At 66.1% G+C, this 23,685-nt stretch carries 25 protein-coding genes, 1 tRNA gene and 1 pseudogene; 18 read left to right on the top strand and 9 right to left on the bottom strand.

Annotation, left to right across the window (positions count from 1 at the left end; all coding sequences use genetic code 11):
• Positions 1-3 precede the first annotated feature (3 nt).
• Positions 4-582: a methylated-DNA--[protein]-cysteine S-methyltransferase gene (locus WN73_RS36075; protein WP_028172752.1), complete on the bottom strand. Its 579-nt coding sequence runs from the start codon at positions 580-582 to the stop codon at positions 4-6.
• A 172-nt stretch (positions 583-754) separates the two neighbouring features.
• On the opposite strand from WN73_RS36075, the gene WN73_RS36070 reads away from it, so the two are divergent.
• Positions 755-828, top strand: a tRNA-Gly gene (locus tag WN73_RS36070).
• Positions 829-917: 89 nt separating this feature from the next.
• Here WN73_RS36070 and WN73_RS36065 read toward each other — a convergent pair.
• Positions 918-1,910, bottom strand: a complete 993-nt coding sequence (locus tag WN73_RS36065) for an alpha/beta fold hydrolase (protein WP_028172788.1) — start codon at positions 1,908-1,910, stop codon at positions 918-920.
• 175 nt (positions 1,911-2,085) lie between these two features.
• Between WN73_RS36065 and WN73_RS36060 the strand changes: the two genes are divergently transcribed.
• From WN73_RS36060 to WN73_RS36010, 11 genes and pseudogenes are all read left to right on the top strand, one after another.
• Complete coding sequence (locus tag WN73_RS36060; RefSeq protein WP_028172789.1) at positions 2,086-2,667, top strand: helix-turn-helix domain-containing protein; 582 nt, start codon at positions 2,086-2,088, stop codon at positions 2,665-2,667.
• Positions 2,667-3,178: pseudogene (locus WN73_RS36055) on the top strand (GNAT family N-acetyltransferase). The gene WN73_RS36060 and the pseudogene WN73_RS36055 overlap by 1 nt, the downstream one beginning before the upstream one ends.
• Positions 3,179-3,180: 2 nt before the next feature.
• Positions 3,181-3,645, top strand: coding sequence for a GNAT family N-acetyltransferase (locus WN73_RS36050; RefSeq protein ID WP_271557211.1), 465 nt, complete (start codon positions 3,181-3,183; stop codon positions 3,643-3,645).
• Positions 3,646-3,746: 101 nt separating this feature from the next.
• A complete protein-coding gene (locus WN73_RS36045) occupies positions 3,747-4,790 on the top strand; it encodes a LacI family DNA-binding transcriptional regulator (protein WP_271556988.1) in 1,044 nt (347 codons plus the stop codon).
• A 79-nt stretch (positions 4,791-4,869) separates the two neighbouring features.
• Positions 4,870-6,324, top strand: a complete 1,455-nt coding sequence (gene xylB / locus WN73_RS36040; RefSeq protein WP_271556986.1) for a xylulokinase — start codon at positions 4,870-4,872, stop codon at positions 6,322-6,324.
• A complete protein-coding gene (gene xylA / locus WN73_RS36035) occupies positions 6,325-7,647 on the top strand; it encodes a xylose isomerase (protein ID WP_271556984.1) in 1,323 nt (440 codons plus the stop codon).
• 12 nt (positions 7,648-7,659) lie between these two features.
• A complete protein-coding gene (locus WN73_RS36030; RefSeq protein ID WP_011083940.1) occupies positions 7,660-8,418 on the top strand; it encodes an ATP-binding cassette domain-containing protein in 759 nt (252 codons plus the stop codon).
• Positions 8,418-9,500 carry an ABC transporter permease gene (locus WN73_RS36025; RefSeq protein WP_038965265.1) on the top strand — a complete coding sequence of 361 codons (1,083 nt, stop codon included), beginning with the start codon at positions 8,418-8,420 and terminating at the stop codon, positions 9,498-9,500. The genes WN73_RS36030 and WN73_RS36025 overlap by 1 nt, the downstream gene beginning before the upstream one ends.
• A gap of 94 nt (positions 9,501-9,594) precedes the next feature.
• Complete coding sequence (locus tag WN73_RS36020; RefSeq protein WP_028172796.1) at positions 9,595-10,527, top strand: sugar-binding protein; 933 nt, start codon at positions 9,595-9,597, stop codon at positions 10,525-10,527.
• 99 nt (positions 10,528-10,626) lie between these two features.
• On the top strand, positions 10,627-11,604 hold the full coding sequence (locus WN73_RS36015) for an aldo/keto reductase (protein WP_271556980.1): 978 nt from the start codon (positions 10,627-10,629) through the stop codon (positions 11,602-11,604).
• A gap of 3 nt (positions 11,605-11,607) precedes the next feature.
• Positions 11,608-12,456 (top strand): amidohydrolase family protein, encoded by an 849-nt coding sequence (locus tag WN73_RS36010; protein ID WP_271556977.1) that lies wholly within the window; start codon positions 11,608-11,610, stop codon positions 12,454-12,456.
• A 199-nt stretch (positions 12,457-12,655) separates the two neighbouring features.
• On the opposite strand, the gene WN73_RS36005 is transcribed toward WN73_RS36010, so the two are convergent.
• From WN73_RS36005 to WN73_RS35990, 4 genes are all read right to left on the bottom strand, one after another.
• Positions 12,656-13,021, bottom strand: a complete 366-nt coding sequence (locus WN73_RS36005) for a nuclear transport factor 2 family protein (RefSeq protein ID WP_271556975.1) — start codon at positions 13,019-13,021, stop codon at positions 12,656-12,658.
• Positions 13,022-13,178: 157 nt separating this feature from the next.
• On the bottom strand, positions 13,179-13,529 hold the full coding sequence (locus WN73_RS36000) for a RidA family protein (protein ID WP_011083946.1): 351 nt from the start codon (positions 13,527-13,529) through the stop codon (positions 13,179-13,181).
• Between the two features lie 132 nt (positions 13,530-13,661).
• Entirely contained in the window at positions 13,662-14,579 is a 918-nt protein-coding gene (locus WN73_RS35995; RefSeq protein WP_271556972.1) for an alpha/beta hydrolase family esterase, read from the bottom strand.
• 3 nt (positions 14,580-14,582) lie between these two features.
• Positions 14,583-16,241 carry an FAD-binding dehydrogenase gene (locus tag WN73_RS35990; protein WP_271556970.1) on the bottom strand — a complete coding sequence of 553 codons (1,659 nt, stop codon included), beginning with the start codon at positions 16,239-16,241 and terminating at the stop codon, positions 14,583-14,585.
• Between the two features lie 265 nt (positions 16,242-16,506).
• Between WN73_RS35990 and WN73_RS35985 the strand changes: the two genes are divergently transcribed.
• The 5 genes from WN73_RS35985 to WN73_RS35965 all read left to right on the top strand — a co-directional run bounded on the left by WN73_RS35985 (position 16,507) and on the right by WN73_RS35965 (position 20,978).
• Positions 16,507-17,028, top strand: coding sequence for a hypothetical protein (locus WN73_RS35985; protein WP_028172800.1), 522 nt, complete (start codon positions 16,507-16,509; stop codon positions 17,026-17,028).
• Between the two features lie 110 nt (positions 17,029-17,138).
• Positions 17,139-17,333, top strand: a complete 195-nt coding sequence (locus WN73_RS35980; RefSeq protein ID WP_060909380.1) for a hypothetical protein — start codon at positions 17,139-17,141, stop codon at positions 17,331-17,333.
• A 24-nt stretch (positions 17,334-17,357) separates the two neighbouring features.
• Complete coding sequence (locus WN73_RS35975) at positions 17,358-17,948, top strand: SCO family protein (protein WP_028172802.1); 591 nt, start codon at positions 17,358-17,360, stop codon at positions 17,946-17,948.
• A gap of 301 nt (positions 17,949-18,249) precedes the next feature.
• On the top strand, positions 18,250-19,185 hold the full coding sequence (locus WN73_RS35970) for a transporter substrate-binding domain-containing protein (protein WP_161533063.1): 936 nt from the start codon (positions 18,250-18,252) through the stop codon (positions 19,183-19,185).
• A 149-nt stretch (positions 19,186-19,334) separates the two neighbouring features.
• On the top strand, positions 19,335-20,978 hold the full coding sequence (locus WN73_RS35965; RefSeq protein WP_271556964.1) for a lysine--tRNA ligase: 1,644 nt from the start codon (positions 19,335-19,337) through the stop codon (positions 20,976-20,978).
• 21 nt (positions 20,979-20,999) lie between these two features.
• Here the strand turns inward: WN73_RS35965 and WN73_RS35960 are convergent, their stop codons facing one another.
• On the bottom strand, positions 21,000-21,485 hold the full coding sequence (locus WN73_RS35960) for a cupin domain-containing protein (protein WP_271556962.1): 486 nt from the start codon (positions 21,483-21,485) through the stop codon (positions 21,000-21,002).
• Between the two features lie 109 nt (positions 21,486-21,594).
• Positions 21,595-22,425, bottom strand: coding sequence for an AraC family transcriptional regulator (locus WN73_RS35955; RefSeq protein ID WP_271556960.1), 831 nt, complete (start codon positions 22,423-22,425; stop codon positions 21,595-21,597).
• A gap of 154 nt (positions 22,426-22,579) precedes the next feature.
• On the opposite strand from WN73_RS35955, the gene WN73_RS35950 reads away from it, so the two are divergent.
• Positions 22,580-22,936, top strand: coding sequence for an antibiotic biosynthesis monooxygenase family protein (locus WN73_RS35950; protein WP_271556958.1), 357 nt, complete (start codon positions 22,580-22,582; stop codon positions 22,934-22,936).
• Here the strand turns inward: WN73_RS35950 and WN73_RS35945 are convergent.
• On the bottom strand, positions 22,915-23,667 hold the full coding sequence (locus tag WN73_RS35945) for a carbonic anhydrase (RefSeq protein WP_271556956.1): 753 nt from the start codon (positions 23,665-23,667) through the stop codon (positions 22,915-22,917). The genes WN73_RS35950 and WN73_RS35945 overlap by 22 nt on opposite strands.
• Between the last annotated feature and the right edge of the window lie 18 nt (positions 23,668-23,685).

The following is a 23,685-nucleotide window of genomic DNA, read 5'->3' as shown; positions in this document are numbered from 1 at the left end:
TATCTAGGTGGGCGCCCGAGGCGGGGCAACGGGCAGCAACACCTCGAACAGCGTCTTGCTGGCGACGGGATGGGCACCCTCGAGCGCCAGCAGCCGCCGCTTGGAGATCACCCCGCCATAGGGCGAGAGACGGTCTGTGTAGTTGCCGGCCTCCAGCACCCGGTGGCAGGGCACGATCAGCATGTAGGGATTCTTCGCGACCGCCTGCGCCACCGAATGCGCCGCGCCGGAGGCCCCCAGCGCCTTGGCGATCTCGTGATAGGTGCGCGTCTCCCCGCGCGGGATAGTGCAGGTGTACTCGTAGACCCGCCGGTTGAAGCCGGGCACGCCGCCGGCATCCAGGCTGACGTCGGAAAAATCAGGATCGCTGCCCTGCAGCAGGCCCACGATGCCCTCGATCGCAAGCTCGGTATTCAGCGGAGGCTGCTGCTCGCGCGCCTCGGGATGGACCGCGAAGATCCGGCGGCGGGTGTCGATCTCCCGCGCCTCCGGCAATTGCACGGCCACCACGCCGGTGCTGCTCCAGATGATGCCGCAGCGCCCTATGGCCGTATCGAATATCGTATAGCCACGCCCCACCATGCACACGCCCCACTCAGTGCACGTATCCCCCAGACGCGAGATCATAACACCGCCACAATCCGGCGCACCCAAAATCTTGCCAGGACGTTAACAACCGTCCGGCCAGGTGCGCCAAACCGCTTGGCGAGACGCGCCGTCTCGGCTAATCAGGACGGGCGTGAGCAGCGCATCCGCGGGCGTAGTTCAATGGTAGAACGGCAGCTTCCCAAGCTGCATACGAGGGTTCGATTCCCTTCGCCCGCTCCATCCTGCTTCGCGCGAACGCGCTTCGCAGGATTTCCATTCTTCGGCAACGCGATGCAGGATGCCCTTCGAAGCTTTAGCGGAGAAGGGTGCTAACCTGGCAGGCTCCGCAAAAATTCGACGATCGCAGCATTCACGTCGGCCGGCCGTTCCTGCTGCGTCCAGTGTCCACAGCCCGGCAGGATCTTGATCTCGCGCAGCTGCGGCACGAATTGCTTCATGTTGGCGAGGTGCTCGGCGGCGCCGGGGAAGGCGATGACCATGTCGTGGTCGCCGGCGATGAAGAGCGAGGGCACCACCACCTTCACGCCCTCGAAGGCCCCCATCAGCTCCCAGTTGCGGTCGATGTTGCGGTAGTAGTTGAGCGGCCCGCGAAACCCGCTGCGGGCAAATTCGGCGCTGTAATAGTCGAGGTCGGTGGCGCTCAGCCACGACGGCAGCGGCACCTGCACCTTCGGCAACATGCCGTCCTTGCGGGAGACCATGCCGACGCCAACGGTTCTGCCGGCGCGCTCGGCGTTGGCGCGGATCGCCGCCGCCCCTTCGCCGGAACCGCCAAAGAGCATGGCGCCGAGCGTTGCGCGCGGATCCCGTTCGAACTCCGCTTCGGCGACCCCCGGCTCCTGGAAATACAGCTGGTAGAACTGCGCATCTGCCGTCTGCGGCATGACACTCGTCGGCCGCGCCTCGCTTCGCGGCCGATAGGGCACGCTGAGGATCGCGGCGGCGCGGAAGCGATCGGGCCGCAGGCGCGCCGTGTGCCAGGCGATCGTCGCGCCCCAGTCATGCCCGACGATGACGGCGTCCTTCACCTCGAAGGCGTCGAGTACGCCGACAAGATCGCCGACCATGTGGAGGATCGTGTACTGGTCGATCGCCTCGGGCCGGTCGCTCTTGCCGTAGCCGCGCATGTCGGGCGCGACCGCGTGGTAGCCGGCCGCCGCCAGCGCCTCGAGCTGATGCCGCCAGGAGTACCAGCCTTCCGGAAAGCCGTGGCAGAGCAGCACCATCGGCCCCTTGCCCTGCTCGGCGACGTTGAGGCTGATACCGTTGGCCTTGATCGTCCGTTGCGTTGGCTCGCCCATCTCGTCGCCTCCGGATCATTTGTGATTGGGGCGCATCCTAACCGACCCTACGAGCTCTGCGAAGATTCTAATATATTAGACTGCCGCTCACGGCGTTCGCCTCCGTCCGCGCTAAGCTCCCTCTCACCCTGATGGGTGGTGCGGTCTGTGGCCGGGCAATGTTCGGATGAAGACCATGGACCAGCAGAAACTCGACCGTGCGATCGGTCGTCGCTTGAAGACCCTGAGGACGCAGGCGGGCATGACGTTGAACGAACTTGCAGGCCGCTCCGGCGTCAGCCGGGCCATGATCGGGCGGGTGGAGCGGGCGCAGAGCAGTGCGACGGCGGCGCTGCTCAACAAGCTCTGCGCGGCGCTCGACGTCACGCTCAGCGACGTCGTCGCGCTCGCCGAGAAGCCGCCCGAGCGGCTGATGCGGCTTGCGGACCAGCCGCATTGGCGTGATCCCGACAGCGGCTACCGCAGGCGCCATGCCTCGCCGCCGGACGCGGCAAGCGGCATCGAGATCATCGTCGTCGACCTGCCGGCCGGTGCGCGCGTCTCCTACAGCCCCTGGGGCCGCAACGCCTTCACCCAGCAGCTCCTGATGCTTGAGGGCGCGGTCTGCGTGCATATCGACGCCAAGACGGTGCGCCTGCGCGAGGGCGACTGTCTCGATTTCGACGTGATGCGTGCGGTGACCTTCGAGAACGAAACCAGACAGGACGCGCGCTACGTCATCATCACGCGGCGCGGCACTTCTTACGGGAAAATGTGATGTCGCTGATCGTGCGGGACGCAACGCTCGAGGATGCCGAAGATATTTTGGCCATCTACAACCATGCCGCGATCAACACCACGGCGGTCTGGACCGACGGCCGGTTGATCTCGATTCGCGGCGCGCGTGGATCCGCGCGCGACGGGAAGCCGGCTACCCCGTTCTGGTCGCGATGAAGGGCAGGGATGTGGTCGGCTTCGCGTCCTTCGGCGATTTCCGTCCCTGGCCCGGCTATCGCCACACGGTCGAGAATTCCGTCTATGTCGACGAGCGGCATCATCGCGCGGGCATCGGCCGCGGCCTGATGGTTGCGCTGATCGAGCGCGCCACGGCGCTGAACAAGCACACGATGGTCGCCGCGATCGAGTCCTCGAATTCCGCCTCGATCGCGCTGCACGCCTCGTTCGGCTTTGCCGAGGTCGGCCGTATGCCGGAGGTCGGCTGCAAGTTCGGCCGCTGGCTCGATATGGTCCTCATGCAGATGCGGCTTTCCAGCGGAGCGAGGCCGTGACGATGCAGATCCGAGCCGGCGACACCTTCGATCCGCGTGTCGTCGCGCTGCTCGATCATCATGTCACGGCGGCGCGGGCGCAGACCGCGCCGGGCAGCGCGCATGCGCTCGATCTGGCCGGCCTTCGCGCCAGCGACGTCGCGTTCTGGACCGGCTGGGACGGCGCGACGCTGGTCGCCACCGGCGCGCTGAAGACGCTTTCGGCCACCCATGGCGAGGTCAAGTCGATGCACACGCTGCAGACCACGCGGCGGCGCGGCTTTGGCGGCGAGATGCTCCGCCACATCATCAGTGAAGCCCGCGCGCGCGGTTTGACGCGGCTCAGCCTCGAGACCGGCTCGTGGGACTATTTCAAGCCGGCCCACGCGCTGTACCAGGCGCATGGCTTCGTCCTCTGCGGCCCGTTCGAGGGCTATGTCGAGGACCGCAACAGCCTGTTTCTGACGCTGGATCTGAGCGGCCGCTGAGCCCTCCGGCCAACTGCCGCAGTGCAACCGGGGGCCGAAAATTCTTTCGTGCCCCTCAAAATGAGTTGCGTACCTCAAAAAACCTCTGCTAGCCTTCAGCCATGGCCGATACACTCACCGCCACCGCGCTGACGCTGAAGGACATCGCCCGCGAGGCGGGTGTCAGTCTCGCGACGGTGGATCGTGTGCTGCACAACCGCCCGGGCGTGAGGCCCGATACGGTCCGGCGCGTCAAGGCGGCGATCGAGCGCAACGCGTTCCAGCCGCACGTGGCCGCCGCAGAGCTCGCCCGCGGCCGCGCCCGCCGCTTTGCCTTCGTGATGCCGTTCGGGCCGAACCCGTTCATGCAGCAGATCGAGGCCTATCTCGGCGAGATGTCGGCCTGGCTCTCGGCCCGCCGCCTCGGTGTCGAGATGGTCGCAACCGACGTGTTCGATCATTCCATGCTCGCAGCCTCGCTTGAGGCGCTGTCGGGCGATTACGACGGCGTCGCCGTGGTGGCGCTGGATCATCCCGGCGTCCGCGCCGCGATCAACGATCTCGTCGATGCCGGCACCAAGGTGGTGACGCTGGTCTCGGACGTGCCGTCGTCGCGGCGCCACCATTATGTCGGCATCGACAACATCGCGGCGGGGCGCACCGCCGGCGCGCTGGTCGGGCGGCTGGTCGGTCAGCGCTCCGGCAAGGTCGCGATCGTCGCGGGCTCGCAGGGCCTGCGCGACCATGCCGAGCGCATCTTCGGCTTCAATCAGGTGATGGCGGCGGAATTCCCTGGCCTCAGCGTGCTGCCGGTGCTGGAAGGGCGCGACGAGGACGAACGTTCGGAACAGGTTCTGGCCCGGCTGCTCGGCAGGCATGCTGACATTGTCGGCCTTTATAATGTCGGCGCGGGCACACAAGGTGTCGCCAAGGCGTTGAGCGATGCCGGCCGCGACAAGCAGGTGGTGTTCGTCGGGCACGACGTCACGGCGCTGACGCGCCGGCTGCTGTTGCAGGGCGTGATGGATGCCGCGATCTCGCAGAATCCGGGACATGAGGCGCGCGCCGCCGTGCGCGTGCTGCTCGCGCTCGCCCGTGGCGAGCCCATCCTGCACGAACAAGAGAAGATCAGGATCGACATCGTGATGCGGGACAATCTGCCTTAGCGGCAGCGGATTTCGAACGGCCCGTTGCGGGCAAGGCGACGCAAGATCGCACACGACGACAGGCGAAAGGGAGGACGGCGTGTATCTCGGATTGGACATCGGCACGTCCGGTGTGAAGGCGGTGCTCGTGAACGATGCCGGCGCGGTTGTCGCGACGGCGGCGCGCGAGCTTGCGCTGTCGCATCCGGCGCCGCTGTGGTCCGAGCAGGATCCCGACACCTGGGTCGATGCGGCGACCGGTGCGGTTGATGATCTCGCATCCCGCCATCCGCGCGAAGTCGCGCGGGTCGCCGGCATCGGACTGTCCGGCCAGATGCATGGCGCGACGCTGCTCGGCGAGGATGGGCGGCCGCTGCGCCCCGCCATCCTCTGGAACGACGGCCGCTCGCAGGCCGAATGCGTCGCACTGGAGCGGCGCTGTCCGTCGCTGCACACGATCGCTGGCAATCTCGCGATGCCCGGCTTCACCGCGCCGAAGCTGCTCTGGGTCGCGCGGCATGAGCCAAAGATCTTCGCGCGTGTCGCAAAGGTGCTGCTGCCGAAGGCTTATGTCCGCTATCGGCTGACCGGCGAGATGGTCGAGGACATGTCGGACGCGGCCGGCACGCTGTGGCTCGATGTCGGCCAGCGCCGCTGGTCGGCGCTGCTGCTGCATGCGACCGGCCTCGATCTCCACCACATGCCGCGCCTCGTCGAGGGCAGCGCGGTGAGCGCGGTGCTCGCGCCGGAATTCGCGCAGCGCTGGGGCATGGCAAAGGATGTCGTGGTCGCGGGCGGCGCCGGCGATAACGCCGCCAGCGCGATCGGGCTTGGCGCGATCGCGCCCGGCGATGCGTTTTTGTCACTGGGAACGTCAGGTGTGATGTTCCGTGTCACCGACCGCTTTGCGCCGGCGCCGGCTTCAGCCGTGCATGCGTTCTGCCACGCGCTACCCGGCCTGTGGCACCAGATGGGGGTGATGCTGTCGGCGGCGGCCTCGCTCGCCTGGCTCGCGAGCGTGATGGAGACGCCGGCCGCCGCGCTGCTGGCGCCGCTCGGCGAGCGCGTCGATGGGCCGAGCCCGATAAGATTCCTGCCATATCTCGACGGCGAGCGCACGCCGCACAACGACGCCGCCGCCAGCGGCGCCTTCGTCGGTCTGCGCGGCGCGACCGGGCGCGGCCAGATCGTGCAGGCCGTGCTCGAAGGCGTCGCCTTTGCCGCGCGCGACAATCTGGCGGCACTGAGCGCGGCGAGCGGGCCGATCGTGGAAGTCGATCTCGTCGGCGGTGGCTCGCGCTCGCCGCTCTGGGCCCAGATCTGCGCCGACGTGCTCGGCATTACCGTCCACCGCGTCGAGGAAGGCGAGGTGGGTGCCGCGCTCGGCGCCGCGCGGCTCGGACGCCTTGCCGCCACCGGTGACGATCCTGCTGAAGTTTGCACGCGCCCGCGTCGGCTCGCGAGTTTCGCACCCCGCGCATCCGTGACCGCCGCCTATGACGAGGCCTATCGCCGCTGGCGCGCGCTTTATCCCGCGTTGAAGGAGTCCGCTTAAGTGAACGTGTCAGCCAAATTCTTCGAGGAAAGCACGCCTGTCGCCTTCGCCGGCCAAGATGCCGGACCAGCGCCCGCCTTCCGCTGGTACGACAAGGACCGCCTCGTCCATGGCCGCCGGCTCGAGGATCACCTGCGCTTTGCGGTCTGCTACTGGCACTCCTTCTGCTGGCCGGGCGGCGATCCCTTCGGCGACGAGACGTTCCTGCGACCCTGGCATCACGGCACCGATGCGATGGCGCTGGCGCGGGCCAAGGCGGATGTCGCTTTCGAGCTGTTCCGGCTGCTGGACGTGCCCTTCTTCACCTTCCACGACGTCGATGCGGCGCCGGAGGGGGCTTCGCTCGCGGAGTCGGTCGCCAACCTCAACGCGATCGCCGATCTGTTCGAAGCGAAGATGGCCTCGGCCAAAGTCCGGCTGCTCTGGGGCACCGCCAATCTGTTCACGCATCGCCGCTACATGGCGGGCGCCGCGACCAATCCGGACCCTGACATCTTCACTTATGCCGCCGGCCAGGTCCGCGCCGCGCTGGAGGTGACGCACCGGCTCGGCGGCCAGAACTACGTGCTGTGGGGCGGCCGCGAGGGCTACGAGACGCTGCTCAACACCGATCTCAAGCGCGAGCTCGACCAGCTCGGCCGCTTCGTCTCGCTCGTCGTCGAGCACAAGCACAAGATCGGCTTCAAGGGCCCGATCCTGATCGAGCCGAAGCCGAAGGAGCCGACCAAGCATCAATATGATTTCGACGTCGCCACCTGCTACGGCTTCCTCGCGCGCTACGACCTCCTCAAGGACGTCAAGCTCAACATCGAGCAGAACCACGCCATCCTCGCCGGCCATTCCTTCCATCACGAGGTTGCGCTCGCCGAGGCGCTCGGTGTCTTCGGCTCGCTCGACGTCAACCGCGGCGACGATCTGCTCGGCTGGGACACCGACCAGTTCGCGATGAACGTGCCGGAGCTGGCGCTGGTGTTCCACGAGATCCTGAACCGCGGCGGCTTCACGTCCGGCGGGCTCAATTTCGACGCCAAGATCCGGCGCCAGTCGATCGACCCCGACGATCTGATCCACGCCCATGTCGGCTCGATGGATGCCTGCGCGCGCGCCTTCCTTGCCGCCGCCGACATGCTTGGTGCCGGCGCCCTCACCGCGCCGCTCGACAAGCGCTACGAAGGATGGGCCGGCCCCGAGGGCCGCGCCATTCTCGGCGGCCAGCGCTCGCTCGCCGATCTCGCCGATCGTGCGCTCGGCCCCGGTTTCGACCCGCAGCCACGCTCGGGACGGCAGGAATATCTGGAATCCCTCGTCAACCGCTATGTCTGAGGAAGGCCGCTGATGACAAGTGCTGAGGCAACACCGGTGCTCCAACTCTCCGGCATCGGTAAGGAGTTCGGCGCGATCCGCGCGCTGCATGACGTCGACATGCAGGTCTTCCCCGGCGAGGTGGTCGGCCTGATGGGCGACAACGGCGCGGGCAAGTCGACGCTGGTCAAGATCATCGCCGGCAATTTCCGCCCCAGCCATGGCGAGATCCGCTTTGCCGGCAGCGCGGTTCATTTCAACCGGCCCGTCGATGCCCGCACGGTCGGGATCGAGGTCGTCTATCAGGATCTTGCGCTGGCCGACAATCTGACCGCGGCCGCCAACGTCTTCCTCGGCCGCGAGCTGAAGCGAAAATTCGGCCCGTTCGCCTTGCTCGACCACAAGGCGATGGCGGCGCGCGCGCTGGAATTGTTCGGCGAGTTGCGCTCGGAGACGCGCCCCGACGACCTCGTCAAGCAGATGTCGGGCGGCCAGCGCCAGGCGGTCGCGATCGCGCGGACGCGGCTCTCCAATGCGCGGCTGGTGATGATGGACGAGCCGACCGCCGCGATCTCGGTCCGCCAGGTCGAGCAGGTGCTGAGCCTGATCCACCGGCTCAAGGAGCAGGGCGTCGCCGTGATGCTGATCTCGCACCGCATGCCCGACGTGTTCGCCGTGTGCGACCGCGTGATCGTCATGCGCCGCGGCGAGAAGCGGGCCGACAAGGCGATTCAGGCGACGTCCCCCGAGGAAGTCACTGCCCTCATCACCGGCGCGAAGGAGGCGGCGTGATGGCCATGCCCCTGGAATCCCCGATCACCTTCTCGAATGTCGGCAAGATCAAGTGGTGGCAGCGCGGCATCTTCGCCTCCCAGACCGGCTACGTGCTGCTCGCGCTGGCCGTGCTGCTGGTGATCATGCATTTCGCCAGCCCGTATTTCTTCACCCAGGGCAACATGCAGAACGTGGCGAAGAACTTTTCCTTCATCGCCATCGCCACCCTCGGCGTCACCTTCGTGATCATCACCGGCGGCATCGATCTCTCGGTCGGCTCGATGATGTGCTTCTCGGCCATGATCACCTCGATGGTCATGACCGAGCTGTCGACGCCGGGCGGGCTCGGCGCCTCGCTCTTCGTGCACATGGCGGCCGACGGCAAGACGGTGCTGGCCAATGTCCCCGGCCTGATCCTGCTGATCTCCGTCGTCGCGGGCCTTGGCGTCGCGCTGATCGCCGGTCTCGTCAACGGCTTCTGCATCGCGGTGCTGGGCCTGTCGCCGTTCGTGACCACGCTCGGCATGCTCTCGATCGTGCGCGGGCTCGGCTATGTCGTCTCCAACGGGCGCGGCAGCTTTCCTGGCGGGCCGGACGCCGATTACTTCTACGCGCTCACCTCGGGCGACGTGCTCGGCGTGCCCGTACCGTTCATCTATCTCGTGATCCTTGCGCTGGCGATGGCGGTGGTGCTGCACCACACCTCGTTCGGCCGCCACGTCTTCGCGCTCGGCGGCAACGAGAAGGCGGCCGAACTGACCGGCATCCCGGTCGTGCGCGTGAAGATCGAGGTCTATGTGCTCTGCGCGCTCGCCGCTGGCCTCCAGGGCATCATCATCTCCGGCTGGCTCGGATCGGCACCCGCCAACATGGCGACCTCCTACGAGCTCAACGTGATCGCGGCGGCCGTCATCGGCGGCGCCAACCTTGCCGGCGGCATCGGCGGGCCGCTGGGGGCCATTGTCGGCTGCGTGCTGCTGGAGGTGATCCGCAACGGTCTCGTGCTGGCACAGGTCAGCTCCTACTGGCAGCAGACGCTGGTGGGCGTGATCATCATCCTGGCCGTGCTGGTCGATCGTGTGCGCTCGCGGATGATCTGAAAGTGACGTCGTTCGGGAGGACCACGAAAATGCCGCCTGTCCGCTTCCCGGACGAACTTGAGAGGACAGGCGCCAAAGAAGGGTGGAGGAGACGATGAGGAAACTTCTTCTTGCGGGCATCGCTGTCGCGCTGATGGCGACGCCGGCGTTCGCTGCGAACTATCGCTTCGTGATCGTGCCCAAGGCGATGAACAATCCGTTCTTCGATTTTGCGCGCGACGGCTGTCTGAAGCGCGCCAAGGAACTCGGCAATATCGAGTGCGTCTACAAAGGGCCGGTCGAGCACGAGCCGGCGACGCAGGCGCAGATCATCCAGGACTTCGTCACCCAGAAGGTCGACGGCCTCGCAATCTCGGTCGCCGACGTCGCGGCCATGACCAAGTCGATCGAGGCGGCGACCGCGGCGGGCATCCCCGTCATCACCTTCGATGCCGATGCACCGGGATCCAAGCGCATCGCCTATATCGGCACCAACAACAAGGAATTCGGCGTCGCGCTCGGCAAGCAACTCGTGAAGATGCGGCCTGACGGCGGAAAGTACGCGATGGTCTCGGGCGGCCCCGGTGCCAAGAACCTTGCCGAGCGCGTCGATGGCGTCCGCGAGGCGCTGAAGGGCTCGAAATGGACCGAGGTCGCGGGCTCGCCGACCTTCTGCAACGACGATCCGGCACTCGCGGTCCAGCAGATGACGGATATGCGCACCGCAACGCCCGATCTTGCCGCCATCGTTCCCATCGGCGGCTGGCCGATGTTTGCCCCCGAAGGCTTCAAGGCTTTCGCCAGCAGGAACAAGAAGGACATCGATTCCGGCAAGTTCACGCTGGTCGTTGCCGATACGCTGAAGATGCAGCTCGAATTGCTGCGCGACGGCTATGCCAATGCGCTGGTCGGCCAGCGACCGTTCGAGATGGGCGAGAAGGCGATGGACACGCTGCTCGCCATCAAGAAGGGCGAGAAGGTGCCGGAGATCGTCTATACCGGCCTCGATCTCGTCACCAAGGACAACGTTGCGCAGATGCTGAAGTAGGAGCGCCGCCAGCCCCGCACTCCTGCTCCTGCGTGCCTCTCCCGCTCGCGGTTTCCGCAAGCGGGAGAGATGATTTGGACTGCCGGAAGGAAATTTGGAATGAAACGGTCGCGGCTCGGCTCTCTCGACGTCACCTCAATCGGCCTCGGCTCCGCCCCTCTCGGCGGATTGTTCACCCCCGTCAGTGATGCCGATGCGCAAGCGACGCTCGAGCGGGGTTGGTCGGCCGGCATCCGCTTCTACGACACCGCGCCGCTCTACGGCTTTGGCCTGGCGGAACGGCGGCTCGGCGCATTCCTGCGGCAACAGCCGCGTGACTCCTACGTCATCTCGACCAAGGTCGGCCGCCTGCTGCGCTCGGGCGATGGCGCTGCCGCCGAGGACGAACATTACAAGAGCACGCCGCGCGAACGGCCGGTGTTCGATTTCAGTTACGACGGCGTGATGCGCTCGGTGGAGGAGAGTCTGGCTCGCCTCGGGCTCGACCGCGTCGATGTCCTGCTCGTGCATGATCCCGACGATCATTATGACGACGCCGTCGCCGGCGCCTTCCGCGCGCTCCAGCGCCTGCGCACGGAGGGCACGGTCAAGGCGATCGGCGCCGGCATGAACCAGTCGGAAATGCTGGTCCGTTTTGCCGAAACCGTGCCGGTGGACTGCTTCCTGCTCGCCGGCCGCTACACGCTGCTCGATCAGGGCGCGCTGGATGCGCTGTTTCCTGTCTGCCAGGCAAAGAACATCGGCATCCTGCTCGGCGGCATCTACAACAGCGGCATTCTGGCCAACCCGCACACCGGCGCGAAGTTCAACTATCAGGACGCCGACGCGGCGCTGATCGCGCGGGCGCTCGAGCTCGACGAGCTCTGCCGCAGGCACGGCACCGAGCTGAAGGCCGCCGCGCTTCAATTCTGCATGGCCCATCCGGCCGTGACGGTCGCCGTGCTGGGCGCGCGCAATGCCGGCGAGGTCGCCGACAACATCGCGATGTCGCAGGCGCCGGTGCCGCCGGCCTTCTGGCAGGAGCTGCGTGCGCAGAAGCTCGTCGACGCGCGGGCGCCGCTGCCGGGTGGAGTGTAGGGCATGGTGATCGACGCCCATCAGCATTTCTGGGATCCGGCGCGCGCCGACTATCCCTGGATGGACGCGCCCGAACTCGCGCCGATCCGCCGTGCCTTCGGCCCCGCCGATCTCGCGCCGCTGTTGAAGGCGAATGGCATCGACGCGAGCATCGTGGTGCAGTGCCGTTCCGCGCTGGAGGAGACCGAGGAATTCTTGCGCATCGCGCATGCGACGCCCTCTGTCGTCGGCGTCGTCGGCTGGGTCGATCTGACCGATGGCGCGCTTGGGGACACGCTCGACCGGCTGCGCGCCGCGCCGGGCGGCGACAAGCTGGTGGGCATCCGCCACCAGGTCCACGACGAGGCCGATCCAGATTGGCTGCTCCGCGAGGACGTCCGGCGCGGGCTTGCCGCATTGTTCGTCCGCGATCTCACCTACGACTTCCTCGTCCGCACCCGCGAATTGCCGGCGGCGATCGCAACCGCGCAGGCCTTTCCCAACGCGCGCTTCGTACTCGACCATGCCGCCAAGCCGCCGATCGCTTCCGGCGGAAGCGCCGAATGGGCTGATCGCATCAAAGCGCTCGCCGCTTGCGGCAATGTCTGGTGCAAGATCTCCGGGCTCGCGACGGAAGCGGTCTGGAGCGACTGGGACGCGGATCGGCTGTTGCCGTTCGTCCAGCACGCCGCGACATGTTTCGGTGAGGATCGTTTGATCTTCGGCTCCGACTGGCCGGTGTGCCTGCTTGCGGGAAGCTATGGCGAGATCAAGGGCGCGCTGGAGGCGCGTTTGGCGAAGCTCGGGCCGGGCGCGCGGGACAAGGCGTTCGGGATGAATGCGAAGGCTGCGTATCGGCTAGCGATTGCTTAAGCCGAGCTCGCCCCAACCAAGGTGTCGTCCCGGCCTAGTGCGCAATTGCGCACGGGGGGCCGGGACCCATAACCCCAAGGGAGTAGTCTGGCGAAGACTAGTCGTTCGGTACTCCCACCACGCGCAGTCCGAGAGATCACGCGGTATGGGTCCCGGCCTGCGCCGGGACGACGACGGAGCTTGAGGCTACGCTCGCCCCTCACGCGCCCGCGGGCACCTGGTCCAGAAATCCCGTGATGCTTCTGATGCGCCCGTCCTTCAGCACGGCGAAATCGGTGCCCTTGATCGGGCTGTCGACGCCATCGGGGCCGAGGCCCCAGCTGAAGCGGAGATGATCGCCGTAGCCGTTGGGCTCGCCCAGCAGCTTGAACTTGAAATCGGGAAAGCGCTGTTGCACGCCTGATATCAGCGCGTCGATGCCGTCCTGGCCGTCGCCCTTCATCAGCGGATCGACATAGCTCGCATCCGCCGTCCAGTTCTGGCTCAGCAGCTCGCGCCGGCGGCTTGTCGTGCGCTCGTTCCAGAGCTCGATGTAGCGGCGGGCAATGGTGACGTGGTCGGTCATGGGGTGCTCCTTCGATGACGCCGTATTCGGCTGATCGTCACTATCGAAGGTTCGCGCACGCCGATCGATTACCTCAGAGGTCATCGGCGTGCGCAAAAAAATGAAGCGCGATGATGTTCTCATCGCGCTTCAGTCGCATGCGAATTGTTCGCGAAGATTACTTCGCGGCTGTGACCATGATCTCGACGGTGTATTGCGGCGCGGCCAGCTTGGCCTCGACGGTGGCGCGGGCCGGGGTATTGCCGGGGGAGACCCAGGCGTCCCACACCGCATTCATCTCGCCAAACGTCTTCATGTCGGTGATGTAGATCGTGGCCGAGAGCAGCTTCGACTTGTCGGTGCCGGCCTTGGCGAGATGGCCGTCGATCGTCGCCAGGATGTCCTGGGTCTGCTTCGTCACGCTTTCGCCGGCGGCTTTGCTCGCGACGACACCGGCGAGATAGACGGTGTTGCCGTGCACGACGACCTGGCTCATGCGCGGGCCGGTTTCAAAACGCTGAATGCTCATTTGGGATCTCCTGGTGGAATGGCGGCCCTGTCTAGCCCAGCACCTCGCGCTCAGCCACCCCAGGCACGCATGCGTTGCCAGGCACGCATGCGTTGCCCGTGGCGCATGCGTCGTGAGCGTTGCACGCGTTCCCTACGGAAACTGACTGAAGAACGTCCAGATCGTCTCGGCGCCGTCGATGTCGCTGTTCTGAGGCCCGAGCAGGCTGGTTGCGACCTTGGGGAAGCGGGCATCCGGCGCGAAGCCGGGCATGCGATGGCCGCCATGGTTGACGCGATAGAGCACGACGTCGTGCCCCCTGGGGCAGCGCGAGGAGATCCGCGTGACCGTGGACTGGTCCGCGGGTGCCCTGTCGGGCATTTCAGTCAGATTGGCATCATCGGTCTCGCAGCCGTTGAGCTTGCGCCAGAAGGCAAACGTCTCTTCGGTCGACCAGAACCCGTCCGCGGCAAAATAGCTCGATCCGCGTCCGCCCTCGTAGGGCACCAGCGGGTCGGCCGTGCCGTTCATGATCAGCATCGGCAGCGGCCGCGACGGATGGCACGTGACCGCGGCTTCATCGGTGAGGTTCATGATCACGCTCGCGCCTGCCGTAAACAGATCGGCGCGGGCGCAAGCAAGCGTCATCGCCATGGCGCCGCCATTGGAGATGCCGGCGACGTAGACGCGGCCAGGGTCGGCCGTGCCGTTCGTCACCAGTCTCTCGACGAGCTTGGCGATGAAGGCGACGTCGTCGGTGCCCTCGGGCGGGCCTCGGAGCGCGGGTCCCGCCTTCGTCCTCGCATCGGCCCAGGCATGGTTGAGCCCATCCGGAAAGACCACCGCGAAACCTTCGCGCTTTGCGACCTGCGGCCACGCCGTGCGCGCGACCATGTCGGCGCCGCGCTGCGTCTTGCCATGCAGCACGACCACCAGCGGGACAAGTCGCTTGGCCGGCAGTTGCACGGTGTAGGACCGCATCACGCCGTTGACGTCGATGGTGTCGGCGGACGCAGCCGGGGCGGTGGCGAAGCCCGCGAGAAGCGCCCCGATATGCATCCACCGCCGCACGATCTAGCCTACCGCCTTCGCCGCCGCACGGCCCGCATTGCGGCCCGAGAACAGGCAGCCACCGAGGAAAGTGCCTTCGAGGGAGCGATAGCCGTGCACGCCGCCGCCGCCGAAGCCCGCGGCTTCGCCGACCGCATAGAGGCCGGGAATGACACTGCCTTCGCCGCCGAACACGCGCGAGTCGAGATCGGTCTCGAAGCCGCCGAGCGTCTTGCGGGTGAGAATGTTGAGCTTGACCGCGATCAGCGGTCCGTGTGCGGGATCGAGGATGCGGTGCGGGGAGGCGGTGCGGATCAGCTTGTCGCCGATATAGCGGCGCGCATTGTGGATGTTCATCACCTGCGCGTCCTTGACGTAGGGATTGGCGATCTCGCGGTCGCGCGCCTCGATCTGCATCTTGATGTGCTCGAGCCTGAGGAGGTCGCTGCCGGCAAGCTTGTTCATCGCCGTAACGAGATCGTCGATCTTGTCGCGCACGATGAAGTCGACACCATGGCTTTTGAATGCTTCCACCGGCGCCGGCGCGCCCTTGTTGGTGGCGCGGCGCAGCGTCATGCGCCAGCTCTTGCCGGTGAGGTCAGGGTTCTGCTCCGAGCCCGACAGCGCGAACTCCTTCTTGATGATGCTCTGGGTCAGGATGAACCAGGAATAATCATAGCCCGTCGACATGATGTATTTGAGCTGGCCGAGCGTGTCGGAGCCGGGGAACAGCGGCGCCGGCAAACGCGTGCCGGTGGCGTCGAACCACATGGACGAGGGCCCCGGCAGGATGCGGATGCCGTGGCGCGGCCAGATCGGTGACCAGTTCTGGATGCCCTCGACATAGTGCCACATGCGATCGCGGTTGATCAGCCGCGCACCCGCCTGCTCCGTGATGCCGATCATGCGGCCGTCGACGTGTTCGGGCACGCCCGAGATCATGAATTTTGGCGGCTCGCCGAGCCGCTTGGGCCAGTTCTGCCGCACCAGCTCGTGATTGCCGCCGATGCCGCCGGAGGCGACGATCACGGCCTGCGCCTTCAGTGCAAACTCCCCGACGACATTGCGCGAGGAGCTCTTGCCGCGCTCGACATTGTCGGGCGCGAGAACGGCGCCGCTGACGCCGTCCACCGTGCCATTGGTGATGGACAACGCGTCGACGCGGTGGCGGAATTTGAAGATCAAGCGGCCGCTCTTCATCGCCTCGCGCGCGCGGCGCTCGAACGGCTCGACGATGCCGGGCCCGGTTCCCCAGGTGACGTGGAAGCGCGGCACCGAATTGCCGTGGCCCATCGCGTCATAGCCGCCGCGCTCGGCCCAGCCGACCACGGGGAAGATGCGATGTCCCATCGCGCGCAGCCAGTCGCGCTTCTCGCCGGCCGCGAAGGCCACATAGGCCTCGGCCCATTTGCGCGGCCAGTGATCCTCGTCGCGGTCGAAGCCGGCGGTTCCGAGCCAGTCCTGCATCGCGAGATCGAAGGAATCCTTGATACCGAGCCGGCGCTGCTCGGGCGAATTGACCAGGAATAGTCCGCCGAACGACCAGAACGCCTGGCCACCGACCGACTGCTCGCCTTCCTGGTCGACCACAATCACGCGCTTGCCCGCATCCGCGATCTCGGTTGCGGCCACGAGGCCCGATAGTCCGGCGCCGACAACGATGACGTCTGTCTCTTCAGCCATGCGCGTCCCCCTCCATAGGTTCCCCCCTGTAGTTGCCCGGATTGAAGCCAGCGGTTCTAACTGAGATCAAGGGTGTGGCGCGTAAGACATCATTAACTTGTTCCACTTTGGGATAGAGCCCGGCCAAGTGCAGCGCGGACGCAACACTGGATTTGAATTTGTTTTGAGTCAGCCGGCCTGCCTAGACAAAACCTTGGTTACGACGGACGCTAGCCGTGCATCACCACCTGACACGCAGATTCGAATTCGACTGGGGCGGGGGACAATGAAGTTTCTGACGGGGTTGCTGGCGGCGGTTGTGCTCATCGCTTGCATGGGGGCTTCTCACGCGGTGGTTCGCATCGCGGATGACCGCGGCGGCCGGATCGGAACCTACGTCGACAAATACCAGGACCTGCGGCAGTCCGGCGAAACCGTCATCATCGACGGCCTCTGCGCCTCCGCCTGCACCATCGTCCTCGGCGCCATCCCGCACGACCGCATCTGCGTGACCTCGAGCGCGACGCTCGGCTTCCATGCCGCCTGGGATTTCGGCGCCAATGGCCGCGCCGTCACCAATTCCGAAGCAACCCAGATGCTTTACGCAATGTATCCCTCGCAGGTGAGGCGCTGGATCAGCCAGCGCGGGGGCCTGACCCCGCACATGCTTTTCCTGAGGGGCAAGCAGCTTCAGGCCATGTACAAGCCCTGCTACATGGACGCGCAGGCCTCGGCGATCAAACCGACCCGCCGGTCTCTCCCGCAATCGGACCAGCTCGAGTCCGCCCGGGGCCAGCTCCTGCACTGACATCCTCGGCACGACGGGTTTGCTTTAGCCCGCCAGCGGCGCCTTGCCCGCAGGCGGGCTAAAGCTTATCTCAAAGCTAGGGAACCGGGGCTTTCGCCCCGATCGTTGTCATGGCTCAACCAGTGCGCCCGGCCCATCCGTTACAGGACAATTCGCCCACTGCCGGCCGGACGCCGTCTGTGCTGCTGTTGGCTGGCACAGGTGTCGGCGGCCTGGTCGTGATCGGCGCGCTGGCGCTGTGGTTCCACTATGGCACCCAGGTGTTCTTCGAAATGATCAGGACCGGCTTCATTGCCTGCTTCTGACCCCCGACAGGAAGTCTTCCGCCCATGAGCTCCGCCACCCGCCCGCTGGTGATCGCGACCGCCTTCGCCGCAAGCCTGATCGTCGGGCTGCTGATCATGTTCTGGGCCATGGGCGGGGTCGGCAAGGTGGCGCAACCGGCTGCGATCGGCGGCCCGTTCCAGCTCACCGACCAGAACGGCAAGGCCGTCACCGACAAGAGCCTGAAGGGCAAGCCGACCCTGATCTTCTTCGGCTACACCCATTGCCCCGACGTCTGCCCGACCTCGCTGTTCGAGATCTCGGAAGTGCTGCGCGCGATGGGCAAGGACGCCGACAAGGTCAACGCCATCTTCATCTCGGTCGACCCCGAGCGGGACACGCCGGCGACGATGAAGAACTATCTGTCGAGCTTCGATCCGCATCTCGAGGGCCTCAGCGGCGATCCCGCCGAGATCGCCAAGGTGATCACGTCCTACCGGGTCTACGCCAAGAAGGTCGCGACCAAGGACGGCGACTACACCATGGACCACACCGCGCTGATCTATCTGATGGACCGCGACGGCCGCTTCGTCTCGCCGTTCAACCTGAAGCGGACGCCGGAAGAGGCCGCGGCGGACCTAAAGCGTTATCTGTAGTTTGGTGGATCGGTCGGGCCGCGTCCTCGGTGTAACCTCTCCCGCTTGCGGGAGAGGCATAGGCCGCTTTTGGCGGCCGTCCTCTAAGACGCCGAGGCAAAGCCTCGGCTATGGCAGAGCGCCGGGTGAGGGCTCTCTCCTCTCGGGGATTGTCCCTCCGCGGAGACACCCTCTCCCCGACCCCCTCCCGCAAGCGGGAGAGGGAGCGCACCTTCACCCTGACCGCAATCGGCGCTCGCGTTCCCGGGCGGATGGTCTATAAGGCCCTCCGATCCCAACGAAATTCGTTCATTTCCGGCCGATGGCTCCATCGCAACAGGCGAAATCGTCCAAATCTGCCCGTGGCTTGCTGACAGGGCTGGCCGTCGGCGCCTGCCTGTTCGCCGGCCTGCCCGGCGCGACGGCGCAGGCCCCGGCCAAGCAGCCTCCGGCGGCGCCCCAGGTCACCCCGCAGGTCGCGCCCCAGGCGGCCCCGCAGGCCGTGCCCGGCTTCTGGGACCCGCGGCGGCGGCCGGAGCGGCCGGACCTGTCGCGCCTGACCGTGATCCGCTTTTTGACCGAGACCGACTATCCGCCGTTCAACTACACCGGCGCCGACGGCAATCCGGCCGGCTTCAACGTCGATCTCGCCCGCGCGCTCTGCGAGGAGATCAAGGTCACCTGCACGGTGCAAATGCGCCGCTTCGAGACCCTGGTCGACGCGCTCACCTCGAACCGGGGCGATGCCATCATCGCCTCGATGGCGGTGAGCCCGCAGCTCCGGGCCCGCGTCGACTTCTCCGATCCCTATTACCGCGTGCCGGCGCGCTTTGCCTCGCGCAAGGATGCGGTGATGCCGGAAATCCGCCCGGAATATCTCGAGGGCAAGAAGGTGGGCGTGATCGGCGGCTCCGCGCATGAAGCCTATCTCAAGGCGATGTTCACCGACGCCGAGCTGCACCCCTATCCCAACGACGACGCGATGCGCGCCGCGCTCCGCAAGGGCGAGGTCGACTTCATTTTCGGCGACGCCATCTCGCTCGCCTTCTGGATCAACGGCACGGATTCGGGCGATTGCTGCGCCTTCTCCGGCGGTCCCTTCGTTGAGAGCCGCTTTTTCGGTGAAGGCATCGGCATCGCCGTGCGCAAGGGCAACGACGTGCTGCGCCAGGCCCTGAACTGGGCCCTGTTCCGCGTCTGGGAAAAAGGCCGCTACACCGACCTGTGGCTGCGGTATTTTTCGGTGAGCCCGTTCTAACCATCGATCGTCATTCCGGGGCGCGCGAAGCGCGAACCCGGAATCTCGAGATTCCGGGTTCGATGCTGCGCATCGCCCCGGAATGACGATCAAGACCATTTTTGCATTCTGCCCGGAAATCGCTATTTTCCGCGGCCCGGAGGCCCCTGATGTCCGTTATCGATCTTGCCGCGAATCCGAGCGACCTGCGTGCGCTCGCCGAACAATCCAACGCCTGGCCGTTCGAGCAGGCGAAGGCCATTGTCGCGCGGCTGAAGAAAAGCCCGAAGGACGAGGTGCTGTTCGAGACCGGCTACGGCCCCTCGGGCCTGCCGCATATCGGCACGTTCGGCGAGGTCGCGCGCACCTCGATGGTGCGCCATGCCTTCCGCGTGCTGACCGAGGACAAGATCAAGACGCGTCTGCTCGCCTTCTCCGACGACATGGACGGGTTTCGGAAGGTGCCGGACAACGTCCCCAACAAGGAGATGCTGGCTGCGCATCTCGGCAAGCCGCTGACGCGCGTGCCGGATCCGTTCTCCAACGAATATCCGTCGTTCGGGCACCACAACAACGCCCGCCTGCGCGCCTTCCTCGATCATTTCGGCTTCGACTACGAGTTCGCGAGCTCGACCGACTATTATACGTCCGGCCGTTTCGACGCGACGCTGCTGAAGATGCTCGCCGCCTACGACAAGGTCATGGCGATCATCCTGCCGACGCTGGGGCCGGACCGCCGCGCGACTTATTCGCCGTTCCTGCCCATCAGCAAGACCACCGGAATCGTGCTCCAGGTGCCGATGATCCGCCGCGATGTCGCGGCCGGCACGGTGACCTATGTCGATCCGGATACCAACCAGGAAGTCGAGACGCCTGTCACCGGCGGCAACGTCAAGTGCCAGTGGAAGGCCGACTGGGCGATGCGCTGGGTTGCGCTCGGTGTCGACTACGAGATGGCCGGCAAGGACCTGATCGATTCCGTGAAGCTCTCGGGCGCGATCGCCCGGGCGCTCGGCGCCACGCCGCCCGAAGGCTTCAACTACGAGCTCTTCCTCGACGAGCAAGGCCAGAAGATCTCGAAGTCGAAGGGCAACGGCCTCACCATCGACGAATGGCTGCGCTACGCCTCGCCGGAATCGCTGTCGCTGTTCATGTATCGCGAGCCGAAGGCGGCCAAGCGGCTGTATTTCGACGTCATCCCGCGCAATGTCGACGACTATCAGCAGTTCATCGACGGCTTTGCGAAGCAGGATGGCAAGCAGCAGCTCGGCAATCCGGTCTGGCACATCCACAACGGCCATCCGCCGAAGGGCGACATGCCCGTCACCTTCCAGCTTCTCTTGACGCTGGTGTCGTCGTCGAATGCGGAGAATGCCGAGACGCTGTGGGGCTTCATCGGCCGCTATCGCCCCGGCGTGAGCCCCAAGACGCATCCCAGGCTCGATGCGATGGTCGGCTACGCCATCAACTACTACCGCGATTTCGTGGCGCCGACGAAGCAGTTCCGCGTGCCGACCGAGACCGAGCGCGCCGCGCTGCAGGATCTGCGCGATGCGCTGTCGCAGCTTCCGCAGGAATCCTCGGCCGAGGACATCCAGAACGTCGTCTACGAGATCGGTCGCCGCGAGCCGTTCCTCGACCAGGTCAAGAAGGGCAAGGACGGCCGTCCGGGCGTGACGCTCGACTGGTTCAACATGCTCTACCAGGTCCTGCTCGGCCAGGAGAAGGGCCCGCGCTTCGGCTCCTTCGTTGCGGTGTACGGTGTGCAGAACGCGGTCAACATGATCGACGGCGCGCTGGCGCGGAGCGCGTGAGGCAGGTAGCGAGGTGCGGCCCTAAAGCGGCTCGCCCGCCCTGGTCGTGAATTTGTAGACGCCATCCGGCCCGAGCACGGCGTGCATGTCGACGTCGGGATAGCTGATCACGTCGTCCGGCGTGCGGTCGCCGATCACGAGCAGCCTGACGTCGCGTGTGGTGCGATTGACGAAGCGGTGCGCATCGCCGCTGCCGGCGGGGAAGCCGGCGCACATTCCCGTCGTCAGCACCTGCGCGCCGGAATCGGTCTCGAGCACCACTTCGCCCTCGATCACGAAGACGAACTCGTCCTGGCGCGAATGCGCGTGCCGCAACGAGGATTGCCCGCCCGGAATGATCCGGGTCAGGTTGACGCCGAAATTCTTCAGCCCCGCATGCTCGCCGAGCCGGCGGTTGTAGCGCATCTGGTTGGCGGCCCGGTGCAACTGCGGATAGCTGGTGAAATTGCTCTCGCTGACGTCCTCCGGATCGAATGCGGGGAGTCTCGGTTTCGCTGGTGTGGTCATTTCGCTTTCTCGGTCAGGCCAGGAATCGGCACGGCGCCCGCCGCGCAGAACCTCCACAGCATCGCAGTAGGGCGCGTGTTCCCCGGCAGTATTGGCTGAAATTGCGGCGTCAGCCCGCTCGCGCGGCCTGCGCAAACTGCAAGGGCGTGATGCCGTAGCAGCGCCTGAAATGCTTGTTGAGCGCGGCCTGGTCGCAGAATCCCGCCGCCAGCGCGCTGTCGGCCAGCGAATGGCCACGCCTCAAGAAACGGCAGGCCGCGTTGAGCCTGATGTGGACGAGATAGGCGTGCGGGGTAAGGCCAACCGTGCGCTTGAACAGCCCGATCAGCTGGAAACTGGTGAGGCCTGCGAGGCCGGCAAGCTGATCCAGGCTCAGATTTTCGGCATGGCGCTCCCGCATCAGGGCGATCAACCGCGACACGACGGCGTCGCGGCCGGCAGGGATCTTGCTGCGGCGTCCGTCACCATAGCGCTCGAACAGACGGCCGAAGGCATCGGCGACCAGCTCGTCGGCCAAGAGGTCGTCCTGTTCGGTTTCCAGCACCCGGTGCAACCGGTCGAAGCGCCCGATCAGATCGCCGTCGTCGAGCATGCTCTCCTGGAGGTGGGGCAGGGGGTCCGTGCCGAAGCGCCGCGCGAGGTCGCCGATTGCAGGCTGGGCGAGATAGAAGGCGCGATAGCGCCATCGTCCGCTATCGCCCATCCGGGCCGACTGCCGCTCGTCCGGATTGGAGACGAACAGCGTGGCGGCGCCGACCTTTCGCACGACATTGCGGTTGCGGATTTCGGCGCCGCCGGACTCCGTTACCGCGATCACATAGGCATCATGGGTGTGCGAACCGTAGTCGTGGTGACGGAAATCGGCGCGCAGCAGGCTCATGCCGGGAATCCGCCGGCTGTGCCAATAGCTCGTGTGGTTGCCAGTGTGCCGGCGCGCCATCGTCGGTCCGTGTGCTCCGTCTCTCGCACATCATGACGCGACGGGCGGTCCTGGACGAGAGGCAAAATCGGGATGGGAGCGTTGCCGCAATTTCAGCCAATACGGCGCCGGGGGTGTTCCCCGAGACTCCGCCTTGCAGGCTTCGGAGAGAACGATGATCGCTCGCATCTGGCGTGCGGCGGCCGCGCGCGACAAGGCCGCCCTCTATCAGCATCATTTTGCAACCCGGGTGGTGCCGCACCTTGAGGCCATCGACGGCTTTTCCGGCGCCTCGCTGTTGCGCCGCGAGGTGGAGGGGGGCACCGAAGTGCTGGCGCTGACGCTGTGGCAGGGCCTCGACAGCATCCGCGCCTTCACGGGGCCCGATCCCGACAAGGCCGTCGTCGATCCTGAGGCGCAGGCCATGCTGACGGCCTTCGATGCAACGGCCGCCAACTACGAGGTCGTCGTGGACGTCAGACAGAACGTCCGAGGCGCCGAGGCTGCGCCTCAGGTCGAGCGTAGCACGTAACGCCGGTTGTCCTTCTGCACCGGCCGCGCGTTCATCGGATAGAGCTTTGCGAAGGCGGCGACGTCGGCGGCCGAGACCTGGATCGGGGTGGTCAGCAGCAGCCATTCGACCACTTCCGAGCAGGGCGGCGTCGTCAGCGAGCCGGGATAGCGGAAGTAGCTGAGCCTCGTTGGCAGCATAGAGAGGGGATCGATGCTCGCGTCGGCTTTCACCGCGGGGCCTTCCGCCGCCGGCATGGTCTTGACGATCTTGCCGAAGGCCGCGTTCGGCTTGCCCTCGGCCATCAGCACGCCGACCACGGCGAGCCCGCCGGCATCGTTGCGATGGACGAAATGCGCCTCCATCGGAAAATTCTTGCCGCCGATCATGTGCTCGCTCGGCCGGTGGAAGTGCACCTGGAGCAGCTTGTATTTGACGTCGCCGAGCGTGAGCGTGCTGCCTTCGGCGAAGTTGAGCTGGATCGTGTGCCCGTTGTTGACGATGGTGTCGGCTCTCTTGCCCCAATTCAGCTTCAACGTCGGCAATTGCGACTTGATCGTCGCCTCGATGTCGATCGGCGATTGTTGCAGGCCGACCGCGCAGGCCTTGTTGGCCGCGTCGAGATCGCCCCATTTGGCAGGGGCTCCGGCGCCTTCATAGCTCCAATGCACGCCTTCGGCGGCGAAGGCCGGCTTGCAGACCGGACAAAGCGCAAGACCCGCGAGGGCCTTCAATGCGTGACGGCGATTCATCATATTCCCCCAAGATGA

Origin of the sequence: Bradyrhizobium sp. CCBAU 45394 (genome assembly GCF_028128655.1) — a bacterium.
GTDB lineage: Bacteria > Pseudomonadota > Alphaproteobacteria > Rhizobiales > Xanthobacteraceae > Bradyrhizobium > Bradyrhizobium diazoefficiens.
Note: the sequence above shows the minus strand (reverse complement) of the source record. Positions and strands in the feature narration are given on the sequence as shown.